The following is a 23610-nucleotide window of genomic DNA, read 5'->3' on the forward strand; positions in this document are numbered from 1 at the left end:
CGTCTACGCCTTCGGGATCGGCCCGCTGATCCAGTTGATGATGCGATTCGGCAGTATCTACCCGACGGCGCGGAAGACGAGCAACGTCGGCCCGGACAATGCGATCGTCGAGTCCCCCGAAATGGGTCCGCCTGGAGTCGGCGCGCCGTCGGGTGACGTCGAGTCGAACTCGGTGAGCAACAGTCCGTAGAACCATTCAGGACACCCGAGTGTGACGTGGGCGGGTCCGCCGGAGTGGAAGACGAGCAGCCGGCTGTCGTCGGTGAGCGCCGACCCGTCCTCGGTGTGGGAGCGGCAATCGGATCCGTCGATCCACGCCTGAAGGGTCCGGCGGGACTCGTCGTGCCATCCGTGATCATCCATCTCCCTACCGTCCGCACCGAACCAGACGAGGTCAGGACGCCCGGTGGGCGTGTGTCTGCCCGAGAAGAACTCCGGCTGACGGAGGGCGGGGGCTGCGCGACGGAGAAAGAGGGCGCGGCTCACGAACGCCGTCAGAGTCTCGTCCCGGGTGTCCCAGTCGAGTGGCCACGCATCCCCGCTCGCGGTGTGCTCCGGCACGCAGTAGGCGTTGTTGTTTCCGCCCAGGGTATGACCGAACTCGTCGCCGGAGGTGAGCATTGGGGTTCCGGTCGACAGGGTCAGCGTGGCGAGCAGGGCTCGGACGTGCCGCGAACGGGCGGCGATGATCGCCGGGTCCTTGGTCGGTCCTTCCACGCCGTGGTTGACGGAGTCGTTGTGATCGGCGCCGTCCCGGTCACCGTCGCCGTTCGCCTCGTTGTGTTTGCGTGAGTACGAGACGAGGTCGGCGGCGGTGAATCCGTCGTGCGCGGTGACGAAATTGATCGATGCCCACGGTCGCCGTGCGGCGAAGAGATCCTCGGATCCCGCAATGCGCGAAGCGAGGTCGCGCACACCGGTGTCGCCGTTCCAAAACCGGCGAACGGTATTGCGGTACTGATCGTTCCACTCGGACCACTGAGCTTCGAAGTCACCGACGTGGTAGCCGTGGGGAGTGGCGTCCCACGGTTCGGCAATCAACTTGCAGCGCGAAAGGACAGGATCCTGGGTGATCGAGGAGAAGACCGGGGCGCGAGGATCGAAGTCCCCTCCACCGGGTCGCCCCAGGGCGGAGGCGAGATCGAAGCGGAAGCCGTCGACACCCATGTCCTGAGCCCAGTAGCGCAAACTGTCTCCGATCATCCGGACGGCGATCGGGGAGTACGCGTCGATGGTATTCCCGCAGCCGGTGAGGTCGATGTCGCGCCCTGCGGTGTCGAGGAGGTAGTAGCCGGGGGCGTCGAGTCCGCGCCAGCTGACACTGATGCCACCGACGTCCTGCTCACAGGTGTGGTTGTAGACGACATCGAGAATTACCTCGATTCCGGCGGCGTGTAGTGCGTCGACCATGAAGCGGAACTCCGCAATCTCTGCACCCGGTTCCACCGCATAGCCGGGGTGCGGGGCGAAGAAACCAGCAGTGGAATAACCCCAATGGTTGCGCATACCGCGTAAGCGCACGGTCGCCTCGGTGAGGTACGCCTGGACGGGCAGCAGTTCGACCGCGGTCACGCCGAGCCGGACAAGATGACCGATGACGGCGGGCTCGGCGAGACCGAGATATGTGCCGCGGTATCGGGACGGCACGTCGGGGTGACGGGCAGTGAACGATCCCACGTGTAGTTCGTAGACAACGGTTTCCTCCCACGGTCTTTCGATCCGCGGTCCGGATGTCGGGGTGGTCTCGGCGGTCACCACCGACAGCGGCGTGTGCCCGAGGCTGTCGCGGCGGGAGGGGTCACCGAACGGGTCGCCTGTGTGGGAGACCAGAGCTTCGTGGTCGCCCAGTTTGCCGGTCATCCGCCTCGCCCAGGGATCGATCAGCAATTTCGCCGGATTGAATCGGAAACCGTTCGTAGGATCCCAGGGTCCGTGTGCCCGATAGCCGTACTCCTGCTCCGCGCCTACGCCCGCGACGACACCGTGCCAGATGCCGTAGGTGCGTTCCGTCAGATCGATGCGGGTCTCTTCTCCGGCTCGAGAAATCAGGCACACCTGTACCAGTTCTGCATCCGGAGCGTGGACCGCGAACCGCGTACCTTCATCGGTCACCTGTGCTCCCAGGCGAAACGGAGATCCGGGCAGTCGCAGGCTCGGCGGGGCCGGTGGGTCCTCGCGGGCGTGCGAATCGGTGTGAGACGGCACGTAACCGATCCTGCCGTGAATGCTTGGAAGATGTGCGGGAAGATGGGTGGCGTGCATGAACCTGATCCCGATCTCCTCATCGAATTCGAAGATGTTCATCTCAGTCGCGGCGGTAATACGCTCGTCGGCCCGGTTACCTGGAATGTGGAACTCGACGAGCGGTGGGTTGTGCTCGGACCGAACGGAGCGGGCAAGACGTCATTGCTGCGCATCGCGGCCGCCGAACTGCATCCCACCAGTGGTCGCGCCAACGTCCTCGGTGAACGACTCGGCCGCGTCGACATCAGCGAACTACGTCCGCGGATCGGACTGTCTTCGTCGGCGTTGGCCAATCGGGTACCCGGAGACGAGGTCGTGAGTGATCTCGTCGTCTCGGCCGGATATGCCGTACTCGGGCGCTGGCGTGAGCGCTACGACGCCATGGACACCGGCCGCGCGTTCGAAATGCTCGAAAGCCTCGGCGTCGACCATCTCGCCACCCGCACATACGGCACGCTCTCCGAAGGTGAGCGCAAACGTGTGTTGATCGCCCGTGCTCTGATGACCGACCCGGAATTGTTGCTGCTCGACGAACCCGCCGCCGGCCTCGACTTGGGCGGACGCGAGGAACTGGTCGCACGCCTGACGGACCTTGCAGCGGATCCGGACGCTCCGGCCACGATCCTCATCACCCACCACGTCGAGGAGATTCCGCCGGGCTTCACCCACGCGCTACTGCTCAACGAGGGACGGGTGGTCTCGCAGGGATTACTGGATGAGGTCATCACGGCCGACAACTTGAGTGAGGCGTTCGGTCAACCCATGAGCCTCGACAAGGTAGACGGCCGATTCTTTGCTCGCCGCGCTCTCGTTCCGGCAGTCAGCCGAGCCTGAATGCTGTGCGGTCCCCGTTACAGCGGGGCCTGTTGGAGACGACCGTCACCTCTGGCGTAGGTTCGAGATTCATGGTCTCGAATCACGAGCGAGCGCCCCGGGTGCACCCCGAGGTGCCGGCGAAGGACGCGTCCACGGTCATCTTGATCCGTGATGCCGCCGCCGGCGCCGGAACTTCCGGTATCGAGGTGTTCCTGCTGCGACGCGTCCAGGGGATGGCGTTCGCCGGTGGCATGACGGTGTTTCCGGGCGGGGGGGTCGATCCTTCGGATGCCCACGCCGACTTCCGCTGGGCAGGCCCGTCCGTCGAGTGGTGGGCGCAGCGGTTCTCTACCGATGCAGCACTTGCGAAGGCTCTCGTGTGCGCCGCGGTGCGAGAGACATTCGAGGAGTGCGGCGTCCTCCTTGCCGGACCGAGCACGGATACGGTGGTCGAGGACACGTCGGAGTACACCGAGGCGCGTGTTCGACTCGAGAAGCGCGAACTGTCGTTCAGCGACTTCCTAGATGCAGAGAACCTTGTTCTGCGCGCCGATCTCTTGCGACCCTGGGCCAACTGGATCACGCCGATCGGTGAGCGGCGGCGATACGACACCCGCTTCTTCGTTGCGGCAGCCCCGAGGGGTCAAGTCGCCGACGGTGCGACGTCCGAGGCGGAGGAAGTTGTGTGGCAGAGCCCGGTCGACGCTCTCGCGCGCTGGCGCGCGGGTGGCAGCATTTTGCTGCCGCCTACCTGGAGCCAGCTCGAGGCACTGGGCGCCTTCGGGTCGGTCGCGGAGGTGCTCGCCGCGGAACCGGAGATCCCGGCCATCCTGCCGACACTGATCACCGACGAGGAACCGATCCGGGTCGAGTTCCCGGGGCAGGAGGGCTATTACCAAGCCGGCCCACATCCCTGGTCGGCCCGCGAAACCGCGCCGAAGGCAGGCAAGTAACCTCTCCGTCATGGCTGAGTTCGTCACCCTCGAGGTATCCGAAGGCATCGGCACGATCCGGCTCGCGCGGCCCCCGATGAACGCGCTGAATCGTCAGGTTCAACAGGAGTTGCGGGCGGCAGTGCGGGAGGCGACGGTCAACTCCGACGTCAAGGCCGTCATCGTCTACGGCGGCGAGAAGGTCTTCGCCGCCGGTGCGGACGTCAAGGAGATGGCCGAGATGGATTTCGGCCGCATGAGCGACGTGATCGGGGATCTGCAGGCCGACCTTGCGGCGGTGTCCGAGATCCCGAAACCCACCGTCGCCGCCATCACCGGCTATGCCCTCGGGGGCGGTCTCGAGGTCGCACTATCGGCAGATCGGCGCATCGCGGGAGACAACGCCAAGCTCGGCGTGCCTGAGATCCTGCTCGGTATCATCCCCGGCGGCGGTGGAACTCAGCGTCTGGCACGGCTGATCGGGCCTTCGAAGGCCAAGGATCTGGTGTTCACCGGCAGGTTCGTCGACGCCGAGGAGGCCTTGGCGATCGGGTTGATCGACGAGATCGTGGCACCGGACGATGTGTACGAGGCGGCGCGCAAGTGGGCCTCGCAGTTCACCAAAGGCGCCGGTCGCGCTCTGGCTGCTGCAAAGGCCGCCATCGACCGTGGGCTCGAGGTCGACCTGAACAGCGGCTTGGCGGTCGAGCGGCAACTGTTTTCCTCGCTGTTCGCTACCAGGGACCGTACGATCGGGATGGAATCGTTCATGGAGAACGGCCCAGGTAAGGCTCAGTTCACCGGCGAGTAGTCTCGAGACCCGGAAAACTAGAACCTGTTCAACATTACTACCGAGTAGGATTTGCCGCATGACTGCAAGCCCCCATGACGACCCAGCTCCAAACCCGCACGCCACCGCCGAAGAGGTAGAGGCGGCGCTGAAGGACACCAAGCTTGCCCAGGTCCTCTATCACGACTGGGAAGCCGAAACGTACGACGAGAAGTGGTCGATCTCGTACGACGAGAGGTGCATCGACTATGCGCGCGGGCGTTTCGACGCCGTCGCGGGTGAGCAGCCTCTGCCCTATGAGCGGGCGCTCGAACTGGGTTGCGGTACCGGATTCTTCCTGCTCAACCTGATGCAGGGCGGTGTGGCGAAGACCGGTTCGGTCACCGACCTGTCTCCTGGCATGGTCAAGGTTGCGCTGCGTAACGCCGAGGGCCTGGGACTGCCCGTCGATGGTCGTGTTGCCGACGCCGAGACCATCCCGTACGACGACAACACCTTCGACCTTGTCGTGGGACACGCTGTCCTACATCACATTCCGGATGTGGAGCAGTCGCTGCGCGAAGTCCTGCGTGTCCTCAAGCCAGGCGGGCGCTTTCTGTTCGCCGGCGAGCCCACCACGATCGGCAACTTCTACGCTCGCTGGCTCGGTCGCGCAACCTGGGAAACCACCACGCGGATCACGAAGCTGCCCTTCCTCTCGGACTGGCGACGCCCACAGGCGGAGCTGGACGAGTCTTCGCGTGCGGCGGCGCTCGAGGCGGTTGTCGACCTGCACACGTTCGATCCGAGCGATCTCGAGTCCATCGCGAAATCTGCTGGTGCAGTTGAGGTTCACGCTGCAACCGAAGAGTTCGCGGCTGCTCTGCTCGGATGGCCGGTCCGCACGTTCGAGGCTGCAGTACCGTCCGAGAAGCTGGGTTGGGGCTGGGGCAGGTTCGCCTTCAACGGCTGGAAGACGCTCAGTTGGGTCGACGAGAAGGTTCTTCGCCACGTGGTGCCACGCAAGTTCTTCTACAACGTCATGATCACCGGTGTGAAGTCCGGCGACTGAATTGGGCTACGCCTTCACCGCCGAGGATGTGAGATTCCTGCAGAGCCCTGACGGGGCAGCTGCTCTCTTGGAGGTGGATGGCTGCGCACTGAATGCGTCTACGCGCCTGGCCGATATCGGTCGGGCGCGTAGACGTTTCGGATCGAACGCGGCGGTGCTGGCGGAGACGGTGATGCTGCGTCGCAAGGCCGCGGCCAAGCTACCGGGCACCGAGGGGTGGTTCTTCACCGACGACGCACTGCAGCAGTCGACGCCAGGCGCGGTGGCCGCGCATCGCGCTCAGCGCCTTCGGGGCCGGAACGTCCACGACGTCACCTGCTCTATCGGTGCGGAGCTCAATGCCGCTGCCCGAACGGCCGCGACCGTGATCGGAAGCGATATCGACCCGGTCCGCCTCCTGATGGCTCGACACAATGTTCCGGCGGCGACCGTTCTCCGAGCCGACGCACTTGTCCCGTGCACCCGCGATACCGTCGTGCTCGCCGATCCCGCGCGGCGATCCGGTGGCAGGCGAACGTACGATCCGGCGGCGCTCGAGCCACCACTGCCCGACTTGCTCGACGCGTACGCCGGCCGTGAGCTGGCGGTGAAATGCGCTCCGGGTCTCGATTTCGACCGGCTCGGCTGGGACGGCGAAATAGAGGTGGTCTCGCTCGACGGTGGTGTGCGTGAAGCGTGTCTGTGGTCGCCGGGACTGTCCGGGGCCGGTGTCACCAGGAGGGCGAGCGTGCTCGCCTCAAATGGTTCGGTGTGGACGGTGACCGATGCCGAAGCCGACGAGATCCCCGAGCGCCCCCCGGGGCGATGGATCGTCGATCCCGACGGTGCCGTGGTCCGCGCGGGCCTGGTGCGTCACTACGCGGCACGGCATGGCCTGTGGCAACTGGACCCCCGGATCGCATACCTCACAGGAGATTCCGTTCCCGAGGGCGCGCGGGGGTTTCGCATTCTCGACCGCGTCAAGTATTCGGAGAAGTCGCTGCGCCAGGAGCTGACGCGCCGCGACTGCGGCGTCGTGGAGATTCTCGTGCGCGGTGTGGACGTCGACCCCGCAGCCTTGCGGCCGCGATTGAAGCTGCGCGGAAGTCGTTCGCTCAGCGTGGTGATCACGCGGATCGGGCGCGCCGGGGTCGCCTTTATTTGCGAATCGCCGCCCGTGTAGTACCCGCGGGTCAGCGGAAGACGAACAGTTCCCCGATCAGGGTTGGAGTGAGCACTTCACCCTCGGGTCCGATCGACGTACCGACCGTGAATCCGAGCGCCCCGGGCAGAGTGTCCTGGTCGACGATCTCGCCGGTCTGTGTGTCGAATGTGACCATTGCCAGCCCGTCTGTGCCCTCGCGGACCACCGCGTAGCCCGTCGAACCGACGGTCTGTGCGGGAACCCCCAACTGCAGCAGATCGCTGTGTTCCCAGAGGAGTTCGGCGTGGTCACCCTCGTCTTGCAGGGCGAGAAGGTGGCCGCTCGCACCGCCGGCCGGAATGATCAAACCGTCCGCGGTCACCGAGGAGCTGCCTGCTGAGGCGAATCCGATGTCGTAGTTCCACTTCGGCTCGCCGGTCTCCGTATCGAGGGCCCACAGTTTTCCCTCGTTGTCGTTGGCGTAGACGACCGAATTGTCGCCGGACAGAGTCGGGCTCGATGCGCTCCCGCCCGGAAGTGCGTCGGTGGACCATTCCTGTGTGATCGTCGGGTTGTCGCCACCGGAGTACTTCATCGCCACGAGTTCCGCCTCCGGAGCATCTGGTGGGAAGAACGTGAAGTAGAACTTGCCGGTTTCGAGGTCGATCGCAGGCATGTTGGCTACAGGGCAGTCGGGAGAGCCGAAGAAGCAACTGTCGAGACCCTGATCGTCGGGAATGATGGCGACGTTCGCGCCCTCGGTGAACGAGGGCGGTGGGATCAGGTCGTACGGCGCCACGACCTTCTCCCCGGTCTGTCTGTCCACGACGTTGATCTGCCCGAGCTGAGTGATGAACAGGACGTTTCCGTCTCCGGTGAACTGCGCTGACAGCGGTGTCCCGACCACCGGTGTGCGCCAGCGCAGCTGGCCGTACTCGTTGAACGAGTTGATGGCACCGTTCTCGCCGACGTAGACGTTGGCGGCGGCGTCCACGATGGGTGTGGAGGCCCTGACGCCGGGCCCGAGTTCGCGGCACCAGCGTTTCCGGCCGCTTTCCATCTGGAAGGAGAAGAGATTGCAGCCCTTCTCGGTGTTTGCCGTGAGGAAAATCTGGCCGCTGGCGGCCACTGATGCGTAGTTCGCCACCGGTCCACCGATCGGGCGCGTCCAGGCGAGGGAGATGTCTCGGGAGCCGGTGACCGGGCTGGTGTCGCTATTGCGGGCATCGGAATGCATACCGGGCCATCCCCCCGCCGAGAAGATGTCTTCGACCTGCGTTCCACTACTACAGGCGCTGATCAGGACAGCCGAGGTGGTCGCCAGCGCCAGCAGTGACGAACGTAGGACTCGCCGCATTTGATCTCCTCGTCTTCGATGGCGCTCGGATCAGAGACTATCGCCCTCGCCGGTCCGCGCGGTGGTTGCACCCCGGGGAACTCGAACTCCGGGTACACCTGCGCGTGTGGCCGCGGGGTGATAAGTAGGCTGGCGGGCTATGACAACCATGTGGGGCGCACCCCTGCGTACGAGGTGGCGGGGATCCCGCAAGGGCGACAGCGAGCAGGCCCGCTTCCTTACGCTCGCCTCGCTCCGGTGGGTGCTGGCGAACAAGGCATATACCCCCTGGTACCTGACGCGGTACTACCGGCTGGCAAAGTTCAAGCTCGCGAACCCGCACGTGATCCTGCGCGGAATGGTCTTCCTGGGGAAGGGAGTGGAGATCCACTCGACTCCCGAACTCTCCCGGCTCGAGATCGGACGTTGGGTGCACATCGGCGACGGCAATGCGATCCGCTGTCACGAGGGTTCGCTGCGTATCGGGGACAAGGTGGTGTTCGGCAAGGACAACGTCGTGAACGCGTACCTCGACATCGAGATCGGTGCGTCGACACTGGTCGCAGACTGGTGCTACATCACCGACTTCGATCACCGCATGGACGACGTGAACGTCCCGATCAAGGATCAGGGCATCGTAAAAGGTCCGGTTCGCATCGGTCCCGACAACTGGGTTGCGGCGAAGGTCACTGTCCTGCGAAATACGAGGGTGGGCCGCGGTTGTGTTCTCGGCGCACACGCCGTCGTCAAGGGCGATATTCCGGACTTCAGCATCGCTGTCGGATCGCCCGCCAAGGCAGTGAAGAACCGCAAGGCGGAATGGGAGGCTGGGGCGGCCGAGCGGGCGAAGTACATTGCCGCACTCGAGGACATCGCACGCAAGAAAGCCGCCAAGGACACCTGAGGGAGGGATCAGCGTCCGGCAACGGACGCGACGGGTCAGCGTCCGGGAAGCGGACGCTCGGGAATCTCCGGCCTGGCTAGTGGGTGCCTGACCCGGCGCTTCGCCGCCGTGTAGACCTGAACGGTCTCGTCGGCGACCTTGTGCCAGTCGAAGTCCGCGGTGAGGCGGTCACGCGCGGCCACGGCGCGCTGCTGCGTCGCGGCCGGGTCGTCGAGGGTTTCGCGCACGGCGGACGTGAGTCCGGCGACGTCGCCCGGCTGAAACGACATGCCCGTCTCCCCGTCGACCACCGCTTCGCCGAGGCCGCCCGCCGTGGACGCGACCAGCGGTGTTCCGGCGGCGGCGGCTTCGAGCGCGATGATGCCGAACGGTTCGTACCGGCTGGGCAGGACGATGGCGTCGGCGCCGTGCAGCCAGCCGAGCAGTTCGATGTGGTCGAGGTTGCCGAGAAAGTTCACCGAGCGCGCGACTCGATGGGTGCGGGCCAGTTGCCGAAGCCAATCGAACTGGGTGCCCTCGCCGGCAATCGACAGAGTTGTGCCCGGGTGGCTGCGGCGAATACGGGGGAGCGCGGCAATCGCGTCTTGGATCCCCTTTTCGTATTCGAGACGCCCCACAAAGAGCAGACGCGGCGGCCCCGAGCGTGGCGCACGTTCACGAAAGTTCCATGCGGTGAGGTCGATTCCGTTGCGGATCACCGTGATCGGCGGCAACTGTGGCCCGTACAGGGTGGTCACTTCGTCCTGCATGGATGCCGAACATGTGATGAGCGCATCGGATTCGTTGGCCAGCCACCACTCCACCGAATGCACCTGGCGGTTGATCCGACCGGACACCCAGCCGCTGTGGCGGCCGGCTTCGGTGGCATGCAAAGTGGAAACCAATGGTACGTCGTAGAATTCGGCCAGCGCGATGGCAGGATGTGCGACCAGCCAGTCGTGCGCATGCACGACGTCCGGCTGCCAGCCCTCGCCGATGCCTGGCTTGTGAAGTGCGACGCCCGCGCGCACCATGGCATGCCCCATTGCCAGGGTCCATGCCAGCATGTCCTCACCGAACACGAAGTGCGCCGGATCTTCGGCGACAGCGACGACGAGGACCCCCTCCTCGATGTGGGTGACCGTCGGGTGGGTGGATGCGTCAGTGCCGGAAGGCCGGCGGGACAGCACCACGACTTCGTGGCCGGCGGCAGCGAGTTCGGCGGCGAGGTGGTGCACATGACGGCCGAGGCCGCCGACCACCACCGGGGGGTACTCCCATGACACGATCAGGATCTTCACTTGGGTCCTCCGGTGGTTTCGTCGGCAGTGAACTCGGCGGCAGGTAGACGACGCGCATCGAGACCCGGGAACAGTCCGTCGGCCCGATTCCACCCCTCGGCCAGCCGGTACGCGGCTGCATCCTTGCCGGATGAAACGGCGTCGGCGATCTCGCGTGTGGCATGAGCGTGCTTGTGGGCCCGGTCGCGTGCGTATCCGGCCGCCGAATCCTTGCTGACCATGAAGGCCCAGTCGCTCGACACCGTCATGAGTGCCTCTCGCAATAGCTGATCGTTGACTCGGTTGCGAAGTTCGGGCCGACCCGGCACCGATGCGGTCCCTCGAGCCTTGTCGACCGTGTCCATAGCCGTCCTGACCACTTCGGAATTGAGCTGAACGAGATCGGAGACCTGGTCGCCGGCCCACACCCGCCAGTCCTTGCCGGACCCCCAGGAAGAATTCTCGAGCGCAACGGGCTGGCCGACGAAGCCCTCTTGCCGGGCGTCGTCGAGGGTGCCGACTCGGACGCCGGCGGCGGGCAGTGCCCGCAGCAGCTTCTCGAGCCATTCCGGGCCCTCGTGCCACCAGTGCCCGAACAGTTCGGTATCGAACGCCGCGACGACGAGCGCGGGCCGCCCGATGCGCTCGGATTCCTCACGCAGTCTCCGTCTGACGGTGGCGACGAAATCGTCTACGTGTCGATCGACTGCCGCCGACGCGAGGACCGGGTCGTAGGGAGCCTTCTGTGCCGATTCGACCCGGCGGCCGGTGACCCGTGCCGGTTTGAGTCCGGTGGCGTGGTCGTAGGTGTGGAAGTCGCGGTACGAGCTGTGGCCGGGGTATCCCGATTTCGGCGACCACACGCGATAACTGACCTGCAGATCACGGCCGAACGCGACGACGTCCGATTCGCGGACTGGGCGCCCGAGCGAGGTGTCACCGCGCAGAGCCGGGCCGTCGACCATGAAGTGGGTGACACCGGCTTGCGCATACCCGGTCTCCATGCCCGGGGTGTACCCGCACTCGGGTCCCCAGATTCCGGTCGGAGTGTAGTTCCATCGGGCGTGGGCATCGGCGAGCCCTTCTCGCAGAGAGAACGCGCGCAGTCGTGGATCGAGCAACGGCTGGAACGGATGGGCCAGGGGACCTCCGAGCAGTTCGAATGCCTCGCGGTCGAGAAGGTCTCGCAGGACGGGAGAACCGCCGTGACGCCACCGCAACTCGAAATCTGCGAGTGCGGCAGCGGAGGCGCGGTGCTCGCGCGCGCCGAGGTCGCGGTGCGCTTCGTCGGGCATCCCCGCTGCCTCGTGTGCGCGGATCTGCCAGTTCCCGAGCCAGTGGTGCATCCCCGCCAAGCAGTGGGGATCATCGAGTTGCGCGGCAAGGACCGGCGTGATGCCGAGAGTCAGTAGATGGCTTCGCCCCTCATCGGCAAGTCGCCGCAGCATCGCGGTGAGGGGAAGGTACGACCCCGCCCATGATTGGTAGAGCCACTCCTCGCCCACGGGCCAGCGTCCGTGGTTGGCGAGCCAGGGCAGGTGTGAGTGCAGAACCAAGCAGAACATACCTGGTTCCAGATCCTGGCCCTCGCCCGTGCGATCGGTGAAATCGGTCACCGAACAGTGCCCTTCACGCCGACGGCCACCAGATCGAGGCTGGCGTCGATATCGTCCTCGAGCAGTGCGAAGTCGTCGGTGGTGATGCCCTCGACGTCGCGGGCCAACTCCTCTGGCCAGGGCTCCCCGGCAAGCGCGCGGTCGATTTGGGCGCCGATGAACGAACCACCGTGTTTGGCGTCGAGAGACTTCAGCCGCTCTCCGTGATGGACACCGGTCATGAGCGAGACCGTGAATCCAGCCTCCTCGAGGAGCGCGGTCAGCTCGGCGGCGTCGAGTTCGCGGGTATGGAAGGGATTGAGGGGTGTGTCACGGCCCGGCGAAAAGGTGATGCGATTGGGTGTGCTGATAAGCAGCTCGCCGCCGGGAGCGAGCACACGGAAGCATTCGCGCAAGAATTGAGCCTGGTCCCACAGGTGCTCGATGACCTGGAAATTGACGACGACATCGACGGCGGCGTCGGCGAGGGGAAGCTCAGCCAGGTTGCCGTGCAGCATCTCGACGCGAGGGTACCGCGCCCGGATGTGCTCGACTGCGGTGACGTCGTAGTCGAGACCGGTCACGTGCGCAGCCACATCGGCAATCATGTTGGCGCCGTAGCCTTCTCCTGCCCCGGCCTCGAGTATCCTGCGCCCCGCGCAGCGGGGAAGGAGATCGCGGTAAACCACCTCGTGCCGCCGGAACCAGTAGTTCTCCTCGGGGATACCCGGCACGGTTCGCTCACCAGTCAGGGGCAGTTGCTCGTTTCCGAGCGGGGGCAGCGGTGCGTCCTCGCGGTCGCCGACAAATGATTCGCTCACCGGTGGGAGGGTAGTGCCCCGGGCGAAATCGTTCACCAAGGTGGTCTACATCACACCGGCGAAACGCAGGTCGGACCGCTAAGGTGAACGAGGCTTTCCCGCATGTTACCGGTCGGTAACTTAACGTGGGGTAATCTTTTGCACAGCAATCGTGCGCGAGAGATCGGCCGGCGAGGGCTCGGCCCACGCGGAGCGCTTCACGATAACCACGCAAGAACACACAGGAGGTCGACGAAGACCCATGACGAACATCGTTGTTTTGATCAAGCAGGTCCCGGACACGTGGTCCGAGCGCAAGTTGACCGACGGTGACTACACGCTTGACCGCGAGGCCGCCGATGCCGTGCTCGACGAGATCAACGAGCGCGCCATCGAGGAAGCGCTGCTGATCAAGGAGGCTCAGGGCGGAGAGGTGACCGTTCTCTGCGCGGGCCCGGACCGCGCCACCGACGCCATCCGCAAGGCCCTGTCCATGGGTGCCGACAAGGCAGTGCACATCAACGACCCCGCCCTGCACGGTTCCGACGCGGTGCAGACCGCCTGGACTTTGGCCGCCGCACTCGGACAGATCACCTTCGAGAACGACGAGCCCGCCGACCTGGTCATCGCCGGCAACGAGGCCACCGACGGACGTGTCGGCGCGGTCCCGGCGATCATCGCCGAGTACCTCGGTATCCCGCAGCTCACCCAGATGCGCAAGCTGACGGTTGCCGACGGCGTCGTCACCGGTGAGCGCGAGACCGACGAAGGCGTCTTCGGACTCGAGGCGAACCTGCCGGCCATCGTCAGTGTCACCGAGAAGATCAACGAGCCCCGCTTCCCCTCCTTCAAGGGCATCATGGCCGCGAAGAAGAAGGAAGTTCTCGTGTACACGCTCGCCGAACTCGGCGTCGACCCGGAGACCGTCGGTGTCGCCAACGCGGGAACCACCGTCACCTCGTCCACCCCCAAGCCCCCGCGTACCGCTGGTGAGCGCGTCGTCGACGAGGGCGATGGCGGCAGCAAGATCGCCGCCTACCTCGTCGGCCAGAAGATCATCTGATCGCGCACCGCTACGGACCAGCAGAAACACACAGGGAGAGTTAGACATGGCAGAAGTACTGGTGCTCGTCGAGCACGCAGAGGGTGCATTGAAGAAGGTCAGCACCGAACTCATCACCGCTGCTCGCGCGCTCGGTGAGCCGGCCGCAGTGGTCACCGGTGCCGCCGGCACCGCGGACAAGCTGGCCGAGGGGCTCGCAGCCGCGGGTGCGGCGAAGATCTACGTCGCGGAGTCGGCCGACATCGAGAACTACTTGGTGACCCCGAAGGTCGACGTTCTCGCGTCGCTCGTCGAGTCGACCGCTCCGGCCGCAGTGATTACCGCAGCAAGCATCGAGGGCAAGGAGGTCTCCGGACGTCTTGCCGCCCGTATCGGCTCCGGCCTGCTCGTCGACGTCGTCGACGTCAACGCCGACGGCAGCGCTGTGCACTCCATCTTCGGTGGCGCTTTCACCGTCGATGCGAAGGCCAACGGCGACGTCCCCGTCATCTCGGTTCGCCCGGGTGCCGTCGAGGCGAAGCCCGAAGCGGGAGCGGGCGAGAAGGTCACCGTCGAGGTCCCCGGCCAGGAGGAGGGCGCCGTCAAGATCACGTCGCGTCAGCCGATCGTCGGCGGTGATCGGCCGGAGCTCACCGAGGCGAGCGTCGTCGTCTCCGGTGGTCGCGGTGTCGGTAGCGCCGACAAGTTCTCCGTCGTCGAGGAGCTCGCCGATTCCCTCGGTGCCGCCGTCGGTGCTTCGCGTGCCGCAGTCGACTCGGGTTACTACCCGGGCCAGTTCCAGGTCGGCCAGACGGGCAAGACGGTCTCCCCGCAGCTGTACATCGCGCTCGGCATATCCGGCGCCATCCAGCACCGCGCAGGCATGCAGACGTCGAAGACCATCGTCGCTGTCAACAAGGACGAGGAAGCCCCGATCTTCGAGATCGCCGACTTCGGTATCGTCGGCGACCTGTTCAACGTCGCGCCGCAGCTCACCGAGGCGGTCAAGGCCCACAAGGGCTGAGTAGCCGGTAGGTTGCCGGTGGCCCTGTTTCCCGGGAGGGGAGCGGGGCCACCGGCATATCGGGACTGTTCACCAGCACTGCATCGGCACGACACCTCGCCGTTGCCGTGGTGCCGCCCGTGCTTGATAGACCTGCGTCATGACAACTTCGTCAGTTCTTCGCGCAGCGATTGAAACCGCCGACACCGTTGTAACCGCCCCTCGATATTCGCTGGTCGTCTCTTCCGACCGCCAACACCGCGTCGCGGCCCAGCGCCTACGCCACCGCATCTTCACCGCCGAGCCCGGATTCTGTCTCCAGCCTTCGTCCGACGGGCTCGATGCCGACCGGTTCGACGACTTCTGCGATCACCTCCTCGTCCGTCACGAGGCCACCGGTGAATTCGTCGGGTGCTACCGCATGCTCCCCCCGGACGGAGCCGTGGAGGCAGGTGGCTACTACACCGCGACCGAATTCGACATCTCCGCGCTCGACCCCGTCGGCAATCGCATGGTCGAGATGGGCCGTGCGTGCGTTGATCCCAGTCACCGCTCCGGGTCCGTACTCAGCCTGATGTGGTCGGGCATCATTCACTATCTGCAGTTGACCGGCTATGAGTGGGTGATGGGCTGCGTGTCGGTGCCGATGCGCGAAACTCCCGGCGCCGTAGCCGGATCCAACGTGCGCGGAGTTCGCGACCTATTGTTGAGCCGATACGGGAACGATCCCGCGGCGAGGGTGGTGCCGAAGCACCCGGTTCGTGTCGAGGGCGTAAACCTCGACGAGATTCCCGCACCCGCGCGGGCGGTGCTACCGCCGCTGCTGCGCGGCTACTTGCGGCTCGGCGCGCGGATCTGCGGTGAGCCGGCCCACGACGCCGAGTTCGGTGTCGCCGACTTCGTGGCGCTGCACGGTCTGCGCACCATCAACGAGCGGTATCTCGAGCGCCTGCAGTCCGCGTCCGCGACGCTCGAGGCGGGAATACCGGCGTGAGCACCGTCACGGATGGGAGTGTCGCCACTGCGGAACATGCATGGATGCCCTCCAGTCCCTGTGGAGCGCGTTGTCTTCCGGCCGGAGACACCGAAGTATCGGCACCTGTGGCGGCCGGCCGTTGGCTTCTCGTGGGGTGTGCTCTGGCCGCGGCCCCGCTCCTGACCGCTGGTTGGTTCTTGCCACGCTCGTGGCGCGCCGTACTGCAACGCCGGTACGCGGAAGTCCTGCTTCGATGCGTGGGGATCCACCTTGATATTCGCGATCGGCGCGGAGAGCGAAGGCCTACGGGCGGGTTGTTGGTGGTGTCCAGTCACGTGTCGTGGACCGACGTGTTGGTGCTCAGCGCCCTCGCCCCGACCGAGTTCGTTGCGCGAGCCGATCTGCTCGACTGGGCTGTACTGGGATCGCTCGCCCGCCGGATGCGGGTGATCCCGATCGACCGTTCGGACCTGCGTGCGCTTCCGGGCACCGTCGAGGCCACCGCAAACAGGCTGCGGGCCGGTGCCCGAGTGGCTGCGTTTCCTGAGGGCACCACCTGGTGCGGACGGGCTTCCGGTGGGTTCCGCCCCGCCCTCTTCCAGGCGGCTGTCGATTCGGAGTGTCCGGTTCAACCGGTGACGATCCGCTACGTCGGCAGAACCGGCGAGCTGACGACGAGTCCTTGCTTCGTGGGCGTTGAGACGATAGGACCGTCGATCCGGCGCATCATCCGTCAACGGGGCCTCGTGGCGCAGGTTGATCTTCGCCCGATCGAGCACCCCGGCGAGTCGAGACGCGACCTCACAGTGCGCTGCGAGCGATCGGTTCGGGGCGCCGAGACAGTCGATTTGGCGGCAGGCGGCATCGTCGGGCCGGGCCGGTATGCCGCCCTTGCCATCGCCGCGGATGCCGCTTCGAGCATCGAGGCGGGGGAACGGCTGACCGCCTGAGCTATCCTGGTCGAGCCATGACCTCCGCCCGCACCGCCGCTCTTCCCGTCTACCTGGACCACGCAGCCACCACGCCCATGGTGCCCGAGGCCATCCAGGCGATGACAGACATCTTCTCGACCGTGGGAAACGCATCCTCGTTGCACGGGTCCGGGCGCGCAGCCCGCCGTCGCGTCGAGGAGGCTCGTGAGTCCATCGCCGCCGACCTCGGCGCCCGGCCTTCCGAGATCATCTTCACCTCAGGCGGGACCGAGAGTGACAATCTTGCTGTCAAGGGGATGTTCTGGGCCAGGCGTGCCGCCGACCCCGCACGGGTGCGGATTCTGGTCAGTTCCGTCGAGCACCATGCCGTTCTCGATGCCGTGGAATGGCTCGAGAGACACGAGGGCGCGCAAGTCACGTGGCTTCCGGTCGATGAGTGGGGAAGGGTGTCCCCACAAACGCTTCGTGACGAACTCGAGGTCAGCGGGCACGAAACAGCGCTGGTCACGATCATGTGGGCCAACAACGAGGTCGGCACCATCATGCCGATCGGTGAACTCGCCGCGGTAGCGAGCGAGTTCGATGTCCCCCTTCACAGCGACGCCGTGCAGGCAGCGGCCCACCTACCCGTCGACTTCGCCGCTAGCGGGTTGTCGGCGCTCAGTATCGCCGCGCACAAATTCGGTGGCCCTCAAGGCGTCGGAGCGCTTTTTCTGGGACGGCAGGTGCCGTGTGCTCCACTCCTTCATGGCACGGGTCAGGAACGTGACGTGCGGTCGGGAACGCCGGATACAGCGGGGGTCGTCGGTATGGCCGCGGCGCTACGTCATGCGACGGGGGACCTCGCCGCGCGCGCCGCGAGCCTGACGGCGTTGCGCGACAGGTTGATCGACCGCATCGGCGCAGCCATTCCGGATGCGGTGCTGAACGGGCCGACCGGTAGTGCGCGACTTCCGGGCAACGCGCACTTCACGTTTCCCGGCTGTGAGGGCGATTCGCTCCTTATGCTGCTCGACGCGGCCGGCATCGAATGTTCGACGGGTTCGGCGTGTACAGCGGGTGTGGCACGACCGAGTCGAGTCCTGACGGCGATGGGCCTGGATCCGGTCGCTGCGCGGGGGTCGTTGAGGTTCTCGTTCGGTCACACGTCGACTGTCGCCGATGTGGATGCGGTGATTGCGGCGTTGCCGCAGATTGTGGAGCGGGCCCGTGCTGCGGGGCTCGCCGATGTCGGAGTGCGTGAAGGGAATCGTTGATGCGAGTACTGGCTGCCATGAGTGGCGGAGTCGATTCCGCCGTCGCAGCGGCACGGGCTGTTGCTGCCGGCCATGACGTGGTGGGTGTGCATCTGGCGCTGTCCGCCGAGCCGGGAACGTTGCGGACCGGATCCCGGGGATGCTGCTCGAAGGAGGACGCCGGCGATGCCAGGCGCGCCGCGGATGTGCTCGGAATCCCTTTTTATGTATGGGATTTTGCAGACCGATTCAAGGAAGACGTAATCGACGACTTCGTGGCGTCGTATGCTGCAGGCGAGACCCCCAATCCGTGCCTGCGGTGCAACGAGAAGATCAAGTTCGCTGCATTGGCCGATCGGGCAATCGCTCTCGGGTTCGATGCAGTGGCGACCGGTCACTACGCGCAGCTCGAGGACGGCGTGCTACGCAGAGCGGTCGATGCGGACAAGGATCAGTCGTACGTTCTGGGTGTACTCACGGCCGAGCAACTGGCCCGGGCGATGTTCCCGGTGGGCGACACTCCGAAGGAACAGATCCGGCAGGAGGCCGCCGAACGTGGTCTCGCAGTGGCGAACAAGCCCGACAGCCATGACATCTGCTTCATTCCCTCCGGAGACACCCGTGCTTTCCTCGGCGCGCGGATCGGAGTCCGTCCGGGGAGCGTCGTCGATGCTGACTCGGGGGAGGTGCTCGCCGAACACGAAGGTGTGCACGGGTTCACGATCGGCCAGCGCAAGGGCCTCGGTGTCGAGGGCCCCGCAGCGGATGGGAAACCGCGGTATGTCACGTCCATCGAGCCCGAAACAGGCACTGTCCGTGTCGGTTCCGCGCGTAGCCTCGAAGTGCATTCGATCACGGCGGAGCGCGGAGTGTGGACGTCGGGTAGAGCGCCGGAGACACCGATCGAGTGCGCAGTCCAGGTTAGGGCGCACGGTGGACTGGCCGAGGCGGTGGCCGAGTCGGTGGACGGCGGTATCGCCATCTCGCTGCGCGAACCGCTTACCGGGGTAGCGAAGGGGCAGGCCGTCGTGCTGTATCGACCCGACCCGGCGGGCGATATCGTCTTGGGTAGCGGTACCATTTCGGGTACCGATGCTCGTCCGAACATGCAGTGATGCAGGGTATTTCGCTGGCAGGTACCGTCAGCGGTGTCGGCTCGTGGCCGGGTACCGACGCCCGGGAATCGGCAACGATCGTCCTCGGTGAACTCGGAGAGCTTCCGCATCTGGTCGAGTTGCCTGCACGCGGATTGGGTGCAGACATGATCGGGCGTGCGGGCGCCCTGCTGGTCGATCTCCACGTGGACACGTCCACGACCGGGTATCGGGTGGTGTCTCGTCGGGGGTCCGTTGCGAAACGTGCCATCGACCTGTTGAACCAGGATCTCGACGCGATCGAGGAGGCTTGGGAGAGTGCGGGGCTCGGCGTCGGCGAGCATGTCGTGAAGGTGCAGTCGGTGGGCCCCCTCACGTTGGCGGCCGAGGTGGAACTCGGCACCGGTCGCCGCGTGCTCACCGACTCGGGCGCGGTTCACGACTTCGCCGAATCGTTGGGTGAGGGTCTGGCGCGGCATGCGGCCGAGGTCACGCGGCGACTCGGGTCGCAGGTGCTGATCCAGATCGACGAGCCGCGCCTGCCTGCGGTGCTGGCCGGCACACTGGCAGGCCGTACACGACTGGAAACCGTGCGGGCGCTGCCGGAACCGGAGGCCCTCGCTGTCCTCGAGGCGACCCTCGCAGGAGCCGGTGGCGTCACCATGGTTCACTGCTGCTCGCCGGGCCTGCCCGCGGAGCTTCTACGCCGCACCAGCGTGCGAGGTGTGGGCCTGGACATGTCACAGTTGACCTCCGCGGACCTGGACGGTATCGGCGAGTTGCTCGATTCGGGGAAGGAACTCGCGCTGGGACTCGTCCCGACATCGGCACCCGCTGTACCGGCTACCTGGCGTGATCTCGCGGGTCCTGCCGTGAGGTTGATCGACAGGCTCGGGTTTGCGCGCACCACCCTTCGGAACCAGGTCGCGGTGATGCCGGCATGTGGGCTCGCGGGCGCAGACGATTCGTGGAGCCGTGAGGCACTGAAGCTGTGCGCAGAGGTGAGTCGTGCCTTCAACGATGACCCGGAATCCCTCTGAGTCCGGCGTTCGGTGTCACCCCGACGGACTAATCTTCGAGTGTGAGCGAATCGACCGAAGCCCCCACCCCGGCGCCCGCAGACGTACGAGAGCAGTGGTACACGCTGGCAGAGGAGGTGCGTGGGCACCAGTTCCGCTATTACGTTCGTGACGCACCCATCATCTCCGACGGCGAGTTCGACGCGCTGCTCGGCGAACTGAACGATCTCGAGAACCGGTATCCGGACCTGCGCACGCCTGATTCGCCGACACAACTTGTCGGGGGTGGTTTCTCGACCGACTTCAGCTCCGTCGACCACCTCGAGCGGATGCTCAGCCTCGACAACGTCTTCGACGAAGACGAGTTGCGGGGTTGGATCGCCCGGGTCGAACAAGAGACCGGGCCCGACTTGCACTACCTGTGCGAGGTCAAGATCGATGGTGTTGCGCTCAATCTCGTCTACGAGAACGGCAGTCTGGTGCGCGCCGCGACGAGGGGCGACGGCCGGACGGGCGAAGAAGTCACGCTCAACGCTCGGACTATCGACGATGTACCGGAAAGGCTCACCGGCACAGACGAATACCCGGTACCCGCACTTCTCGAGGTGCGAGGTGAAGTGTTCTTCCGCCTCGAGGACTTCGAGGCGCTCAACGCAGCACTCGTCGAGGAAGGCAAGGCGCCGTTCGCGAATCCCCGGAACTCGGCCGCCGGGTCGCTGCGCCAGAAGAATCCTGCCGTTACGGCTCGCCGCCGCCTCGGGATGATCTGTCACGGACTCGGCCGGACCGACGGGTTCGAACCCGTCTCGCAATTCGACGCGTACAGCGCGCTCGCCGCGTGGGGTCTGCCGGTGTCCACCCACACCGCGCGTGTCGCAGGTGCAGCAGCCGTCCTGGAGAAGGTGCGGTACTGGGGTGAGCACCGCCACGACGTGGAACACGAGATCGACGGCCTGGTGGTGAAGGTTGACGAGATGTCTCTGCAGCGTCGGCTGGGCTCGACGTCGCGGGCGCCGCGCTGGGCGATCGCCTACAAGTACCCTCCGGAGGAGGCGACCACAACCTTGCTCGATATCCGGGTGAATGTGGGACGCACAGGCAGGGTCACCCCCTTCGCGTACATGAAACCCGTCACGGTCGCCGGGTCCACGGTCTCGCTCGCCACGTTGCACAACGGCTCGGAGGTCAAGCGCAAGGGTGTGCTCATCGGCGACACCGTGGTAATCCGCAAGGCGGGGGACGTGATTCCCGAGGTCCTCGGTCCGGTGGTCGAGGCCAGGACCGGTGACGAGCGCGAGTTCGTGATGCCGACGAACTGCCCGGAGTGCAATACGCTGCTGGCCCCCGCCAAGGAGGGGGATGCGGACATCCGCTGCCCCAATCAGCAATACTGCCCCGCGCAACTGCGAGAGCGCGTGTTCCACGTGGCCGGTCGCGGGGCGTTCGACATCGAGGTACTCGGATACGAGGCGGCCACGAGCCTGCTCGAGGCGCGGGCAATCGGAGACGAGGGCGACCTGTTCTCGCTCACCGAGGACGATCTGCTGAAAACGTCGCTCTTCCGTACCAAGGCCGGCGGGTTGTCGGCGAATGGCCGAAGACTGCTCGACAACCTCGAATCCGCCAAGGACAAGCCGCTGTGGCGGGTACTGGTCGCCCTGTCGATCCGCCACGTCGGCCCGACGGCGGCCCGGGCACTGGCAGGAGAATTCGGTTCGCTCGAGCGCATCCGCCGCAGTTCCGTCGAGGAACTCGCAGCAGTGGACGGGGTCGGCGGCACGATTGCCGCGGCGATTGCCGAATGGTTTGGAGTCGACTGGCACAGGCAGATCGTGGAGAAGTGGTCGGCGGCCGGTGTGCGCATGGAGGACGAGCGCGACGAATCGATTCCTCGCAACCTCGAAGGCTTGTCCATCGTCGTCACAGGTTCCCTGGAGACCTTCTCGCGGGACGCGGCGAAAGAGGCGATCCTCGTCCGGGGCGGCAAGGCGGCGGGCTCGGTATCGAAGAAGACGGCTTTCGTCGTCGTCGGGGAATCGCCGGGTTCGAAGCACGACAAGGCCGTCGAACTCGGGGTGCCGATCCTCGACGAGGAGGGCTTTCGGAGACTGCTCTCAGGTGGTCCGGAGGCGGTCACCGATCCGCAAATGTGACTGGAACCTCACGCCGGCATTTTGGGCCCTGTGAGCTGTCCTGTCATAGTTCTGGGCATGATAGAGATTCGGAATGCGATCCCGGAGGACTACGAGGAGGTCTCCGACCTCACGGTGATCGCCTACGTGGGCGGCGGGTTCGTGGAAGCACACGATCCGTACGCGGACGAACTTCGCGATACGGCCGAGCGCGCAGAGAAGGCCGACGTCCGAGTGGCCGTTATGGAGGGCCAGATCGTGGGATCGGTGACGATCGCGGCTCCCGACTCGCCGTACGCCGAAGTGGCCGAACCGGGTGAGCTCGAGTTCCGGATGCTCGCGGTGTCGTCCGATGCCCGCGGGGCCGGGGTCGGCACCGCCCTGGTGCGTGACGTGCTGGAAACTGCCTATGACCGGGGCGACCAGGCAGTAGTGATGTCCACCATGTCGGATATGGCCGCGGCCCGCCGAATATACGACCGAGCCGGCTTCGTGCCGGTGCCTGAACGCGACTGGGAACCGGTCCCAGGGGTCAAGTTGACCGTGCTGAAATACGAGATCGTCTGAGGCGTGCCCGGAAGGGCGCTCGTCAGATCAGGACAGTCGCGATGATGCCGGCGAGGTAACCCAGGCGGGCGATCTCGGACGGGCGGAATTCCGGTCCGCCAGGCCGTCCGAGCATCAGCACTCGGCCGGTGGTTCCGAGCGGAGCAGCTGCGAGAGTGGTGTCCATGTCGCGCCACGACGCCGGTACCCAGTCGCTCTCGCCGTCGAGCGCGGTGGGTTTCTCGAGCGGCATCCACGGGATATCGGTGGCCTGGGTCTCCGGGGCTCCGGAGCTCCCGACCACGCGATATGCGCCGTGGGGGCCGAGGTCGGCCACGATGGACCAACCGACCCGAAAGACGCGCGGTGCGCCATCGACGAGGACCTGCAAACGATCGTCAGTGGCGGTGGCTACTTCGTCGATGAGTTCGAGTTCCCGGTGAGTGTCGAGGACTCCGGCGTAGGGACGGATGGAGTCGACAGTGACGTCCGGCAGATCTTCGGCCGCCGAGATGAGAGTGTCGGGAAGGGCGCCCGGCTCGACATCGACCACGAGATCGTCAACGGCAAATCCGGCACCCCGTTCCACGACGTCGAGAGACAGAATGTCAGCACCCACCGAGCCCAGCGCAACGGCCAGAGCGCCGAGGCTGCCGGGTCGGTCAGGAAGCTGGACGCGAAGCAGGTACGACACGTGCTTCCCTTTCGCTACGAGATGGACATGGGGGTGCCCGCGACCCCTCCGTCACCGACCATCTTTGCACTCGAGTTCGTTCGCCCG

At 65.7% G+C, this 23610-nt stretch carries 21 protein-coding genes; 15 read left to right on the top strand and 6 right to left on the bottom strand.

Going from position 1 to position 23610, the window contains the following annotated elements; translation table 11 throughout:
• Positions 1-57: 57 nt before the first annotated feature.
• A complete protein-coding gene (gene glgX, locus BFN03_RS05185; protein ID WP_442971863.1) occupies positions 58-2205 on the bottom strand; it encodes a glycogen debranching protein GlgX in 2148 nt (715 codons plus the stop codon).
• Positions 2206-2247: 42 nt separating this feature from the next.
• Between glgX and BFN03_RS05190 the strand changes: the two genes are divergently transcribed.
• The 5 genes from BFN03_RS05190 to BFN03_RS05210 all read left to right on the top strand — a co-directional run bounded on the left by BFN03_RS05190 (position 2248) and on the right by BFN03_RS05210 (position 6995).
• Complete coding sequence (locus BFN03_RS05190) at positions 2248-3078, top strand: ABC transporter ATP-binding protein (RefSeq protein WP_070378116.1); 831 nt, start codon at positions 2248-2250, stop codon at positions 3076-3078.
• A 71-nt stretch (positions 3079-3149) separates the two neighbouring features.
• Entirely contained in the window at positions 3150-4013 is an 864-nt protein-coding gene (locus BFN03_RS05195; protein ID WP_070378117.1) for an NUDIX hydrolase, read from the top strand.
• A gap of 10 nt (positions 4014-4023) precedes the next feature.
• Entirely contained in the window at positions 4024-4803 is a 780-nt protein-coding gene (locus BFN03_RS05200; RefSeq protein ID WP_070378118.1) for an enoyl-CoA hydratase/isomerase family protein, read from the top strand.
• A 58-nt stretch (positions 4804-4861) separates the two neighbouring features.
• Positions 4862-5833, top strand: coding sequence for a class I SAM-dependent methyltransferase (locus BFN03_RS05205; RefSeq protein WP_070378119.1), 972 nt, complete (start codon positions 4862-4864; stop codon positions 5831-5833).
• 1 nt (position 5834) lies between these two features.
• On the top strand, positions 5835-6995 hold the full coding sequence (locus tag BFN03_RS05210; RefSeq protein ID WP_070378120.1) for a THUMP-like domain-containing protein: 1161 nt from the start codon (positions 5835-5837) through the stop codon (positions 6993-6995).
• Positions 6996-7005: 10 nt separating this feature from the next.
• Here the strand turns inward: BFN03_RS05210 and BFN03_RS05215 are convergent, their stop codons facing one another.
• Entirely contained in the window at positions 7006-8313 is a 1308-nt protein-coding gene (locus tag BFN03_RS05215; RefSeq protein ID WP_070378121.1) for an outer membrane protein assembly factor BamB family protein, read from the bottom strand.
• Positions 8314-8452: 139 nt separating this feature from the next.
• Between BFN03_RS05215 and BFN03_RS05220 the strand changes: the two genes are divergently transcribed.
• Positions 8453-9196, top strand: coding sequence for an acyltransferase (locus tag BFN03_RS05220; RefSeq protein ID WP_070378122.1), 744 nt, complete (start codon positions 8453-8455; stop codon positions 9194-9196).
• Between the two features lie 35 nt (positions 9197-9231).
• Here the strand turns inward: BFN03_RS05220 and BFN03_RS05225 are convergent, their stop codons facing one another.
• Genes BFN03_RS05225 through BFN03_RS05235 form a run of 3 tightly spaced genes read right to left on the bottom strand, consistent with a single transcriptional unit; the run spans position 9232 to position 12871 of the window.
• The gene (locus tag BFN03_RS05225) at positions 9232-10476 is read right to left on the bottom strand and encodes a glycosyltransferase family 4 protein (protein ID WP_070378123.1); all 1245 of its coding nucleotides are present in this window, start codon (positions 10474-10476) and stop codon (positions 9232-9234) included.
• Entirely contained in the window at positions 10473-12020 is a 1548-nt protein-coding gene (locus BFN03_RS05230) for a 1,4-alpha-glucan branching protein domain-containing protein (RefSeq protein ID WP_070380636.1), read from the bottom strand. The genes BFN03_RS05225 and BFN03_RS05230 overlap by 4 nt, the downstream gene beginning before the upstream one ends.
• A gap of 47 nt (positions 12021-12067) precedes the next feature.
• Positions 12068-12871 (bottom strand): class I SAM-dependent methyltransferase, encoded by an 804-nt coding sequence (locus BFN03_RS05235; RefSeq protein WP_070380637.1) that lies wholly within the window; start codon positions 12869-12871, stop codon positions 12068-12070.
• Positions 12872-13112: 241 nt separating this feature from the next.
• Between BFN03_RS05235 and BFN03_RS05240 the strand changes: the two genes are divergently transcribed.
• From BFN03_RS05240 to BFN03_RS05280, 9 genes are all read left to right on the top strand, one after another.
• The gene (locus tag BFN03_RS05240; RefSeq protein WP_070378124.1) at positions 13113-13913 is read left to right on the top strand and encodes an electron transfer flavoprotein subunit beta/FixA family protein; all 801 of its coding nucleotides are present in this window, start codon (positions 13113-13115) and stop codon (positions 13911-13913) included.
• A gap of 46 nt (positions 13914-13959) precedes the next feature.
• The gene (locus BFN03_RS05245; protein WP_070378125.1) at positions 13960-14916 is read left to right on the top strand and encodes an electron transfer flavoprotein subunit alpha/FixB family protein; all 957 of its coding nucleotides are present in this window, start codon (positions 13960-13962) and stop codon (positions 14914-14916) included.
• 139 nt (positions 14917-15055) lie between these two features.
• Entirely contained in the window at positions 15056-15889 is an 834-nt protein-coding gene (locus tag BFN03_RS05250; RefSeq protein ID WP_070378126.1) for a GNAT family N-acetyltransferase, read from the top strand.
• A complete protein-coding gene (locus tag BFN03_RS05255; protein WP_442971864.1) occupies positions 15886-16821 on the top strand; it encodes a lysophospholipid acyltransferase family protein in 936 nt (311 codons plus the stop codon). The genes BFN03_RS05250 and BFN03_RS05255 overlap by 4 nt, the downstream gene beginning before the upstream one ends.
• A 17-nt stretch (positions 16822-16838) precedes the next feature.
• Complete coding sequence (locus BFN03_RS05260) at positions 16839-18059, top strand: cysteine desulfurase family protein (protein WP_070378127.1); 1221 nt, start codon at positions 16839-16841, stop codon at positions 18057-18059.
• Positions 18059-19153 carry a tRNA 2-thiouridine(34) synthase MnmA gene (gene mnmA / locus BFN03_RS05265; protein WP_070378128.1) on the top strand — a complete coding sequence of 365 codons (1095 nt, stop codon included), beginning with the start codon at positions 18059-18061 and terminating at the stop codon, positions 19151-19153. The genes BFN03_RS05260 and mnmA overlap by 1 nt, the downstream gene beginning before the upstream one ends.
• Positions 19150-20172 (top strand): methionine synthase, encoded by a 1023-nt coding sequence (locus BFN03_RS05270; protein WP_084385502.1) that lies wholly within the window; start codon positions 19150-19152, stop codon positions 20170-20172. Before mnmA ends, BFN03_RS05270 begins: the two co-directional genes overlap by 4 nt.
• Positions 20173-20213: 41 nt before the next feature.
• A complete protein-coding gene (gene ligA, locus BFN03_RS05275; RefSeq protein ID WP_070378130.1) occupies positions 20214-22304 on the top strand; it encodes an NAD-dependent DNA ligase LigA in 2091 nt (696 codons plus the stop codon).
• A gap of 57 nt (positions 22305-22361) precedes the next feature.
• On the top strand, positions 22362-22850 hold the full coding sequence (locus BFN03_RS05280; RefSeq protein ID WP_070378131.1) for a GNAT family N-acetyltransferase: 489 nt from the start codon (positions 22362-22364) through the stop codon (positions 22848-22850).
• A 22-nt stretch (positions 22851-22872) separates the two neighbouring features.
• Here the strand turns inward: BFN03_RS05280 and BFN03_RS05285 are convergent, their stop codons facing one another.
• Positions 22873-23523 (bottom strand): amino acid-binding protein, encoded by a 651-nt coding sequence (locus tag BFN03_RS05285; RefSeq protein WP_070378132.1) that lies wholly within the window; start codon positions 23521-23523, stop codon positions 22873-22875.
• Positions 23524-23610: the final 87 nt, after the last annotated feature.

The sequence above is a fragment of the Rhodococcus sp. WMMA185 genome (assembly GCF_001767395.1).
GTDB lineage: Bacteria > Actinomycetota > Actinomycetes > Mycobacteriales > Mycobacteriaceae > Rhodococcus_F.

What these genes read in the sequence shown, in the direction of transcription:
- BFN03_RS05190 (WP_070378116.1), top strand. Translation starts at nt 2,248, where the DNA reads ATGGGTGGCGTGCATGAACCTGATCCCGATCTCCTCATCGAATTCGAA.
- BFN03_RS05195 (WP_070378117.1), top strand. Translation starts at nt 3,150, where the DNA reads ATGGTCTCGAATCACGAGCGAGCGCCCCGGGTGCACCCCGAGGTGCCG.
- BFN03_RS05200 (WP_070378118.1), top strand. Translation starts at nt 4,024, where the DNA reads ATGGCTGAGTTCGTCACCCTCGAGGTATCCGAAGGCATCGGCACGATC.
- BFN03_RS05205 (WP_070378119.1), top strand. Translation starts at nt 4,862, where the DNA reads ATGACTGCAAGCCCCCATGACGACCCAGCTCCAAACCCGCACGCCACC.
- BFN03_RS05215 (WP_070378121.1), bottom strand. Translation starts at nt 8,313, where the DNA reads ATGCGGCGAGTCCTACGTTCGTCACTGCTGGCGCTGGCGACCACCTCG.
- BFN03_RS05220 (WP_070378122.1), top strand. Translation starts at nt 8,453, where the DNA reads ATGACAACCATGTGGGGCGCACCCCTGCGTACGAGGTGGCGGGGATCC.
- BFN03_RS05230 (WP_070380636.1), bottom strand. Translation starts at nt 12,020, where the DNA reads ATGTTCTGCTTGGTTCTGCACTCACACCTGCCCTGGCTCGCCAACCAC.
- BFN03_RS05240 (WP_070378124.1), top strand. Translation starts at nt 13,113, where the DNA reads ATGACGAACATCGTTGTTTTGATCAAGCAGGTCCCGGACACGTGGTCC.
- BFN03_RS05245 (WP_070378125.1), top strand. Translation starts at nt 13,960, where the DNA reads ATGGCAGAAGTACTGGTGCTCGTCGAGCACGCAGAGGGTGCATTGAAG.
- BFN03_RS05250 (WP_070378126.1), top strand. Translation starts at nt 15,056, where the DNA reads ATGACAACTTCGTCAGTTCTTCGCGCAGCGATTGAAACCGCCGACACC.
- BFN03_RS05260 (WP_070378127.1), top strand. Translation starts at nt 16,839, where the DNA reads ATGACCTCCGCCCGCACCGCCGCTCTTCCCGTCTACCTGGACCACGCA.
- mnmA (WP_070378128.1), top strand. Translation starts at nt 18,059, where the DNA reads ATGCGAGTACTGGCTGCCATGAGTGGCGGAGTCGATTCCGCCGTCGCA.
- BFN03_RS05280 (WP_070378131.1), top strand. Translation starts at nt 22,362, where the DNA reads ATGATAGAGATTCGGAATGCGATCCCGGAGGACTACGAGGAGGTCTCC.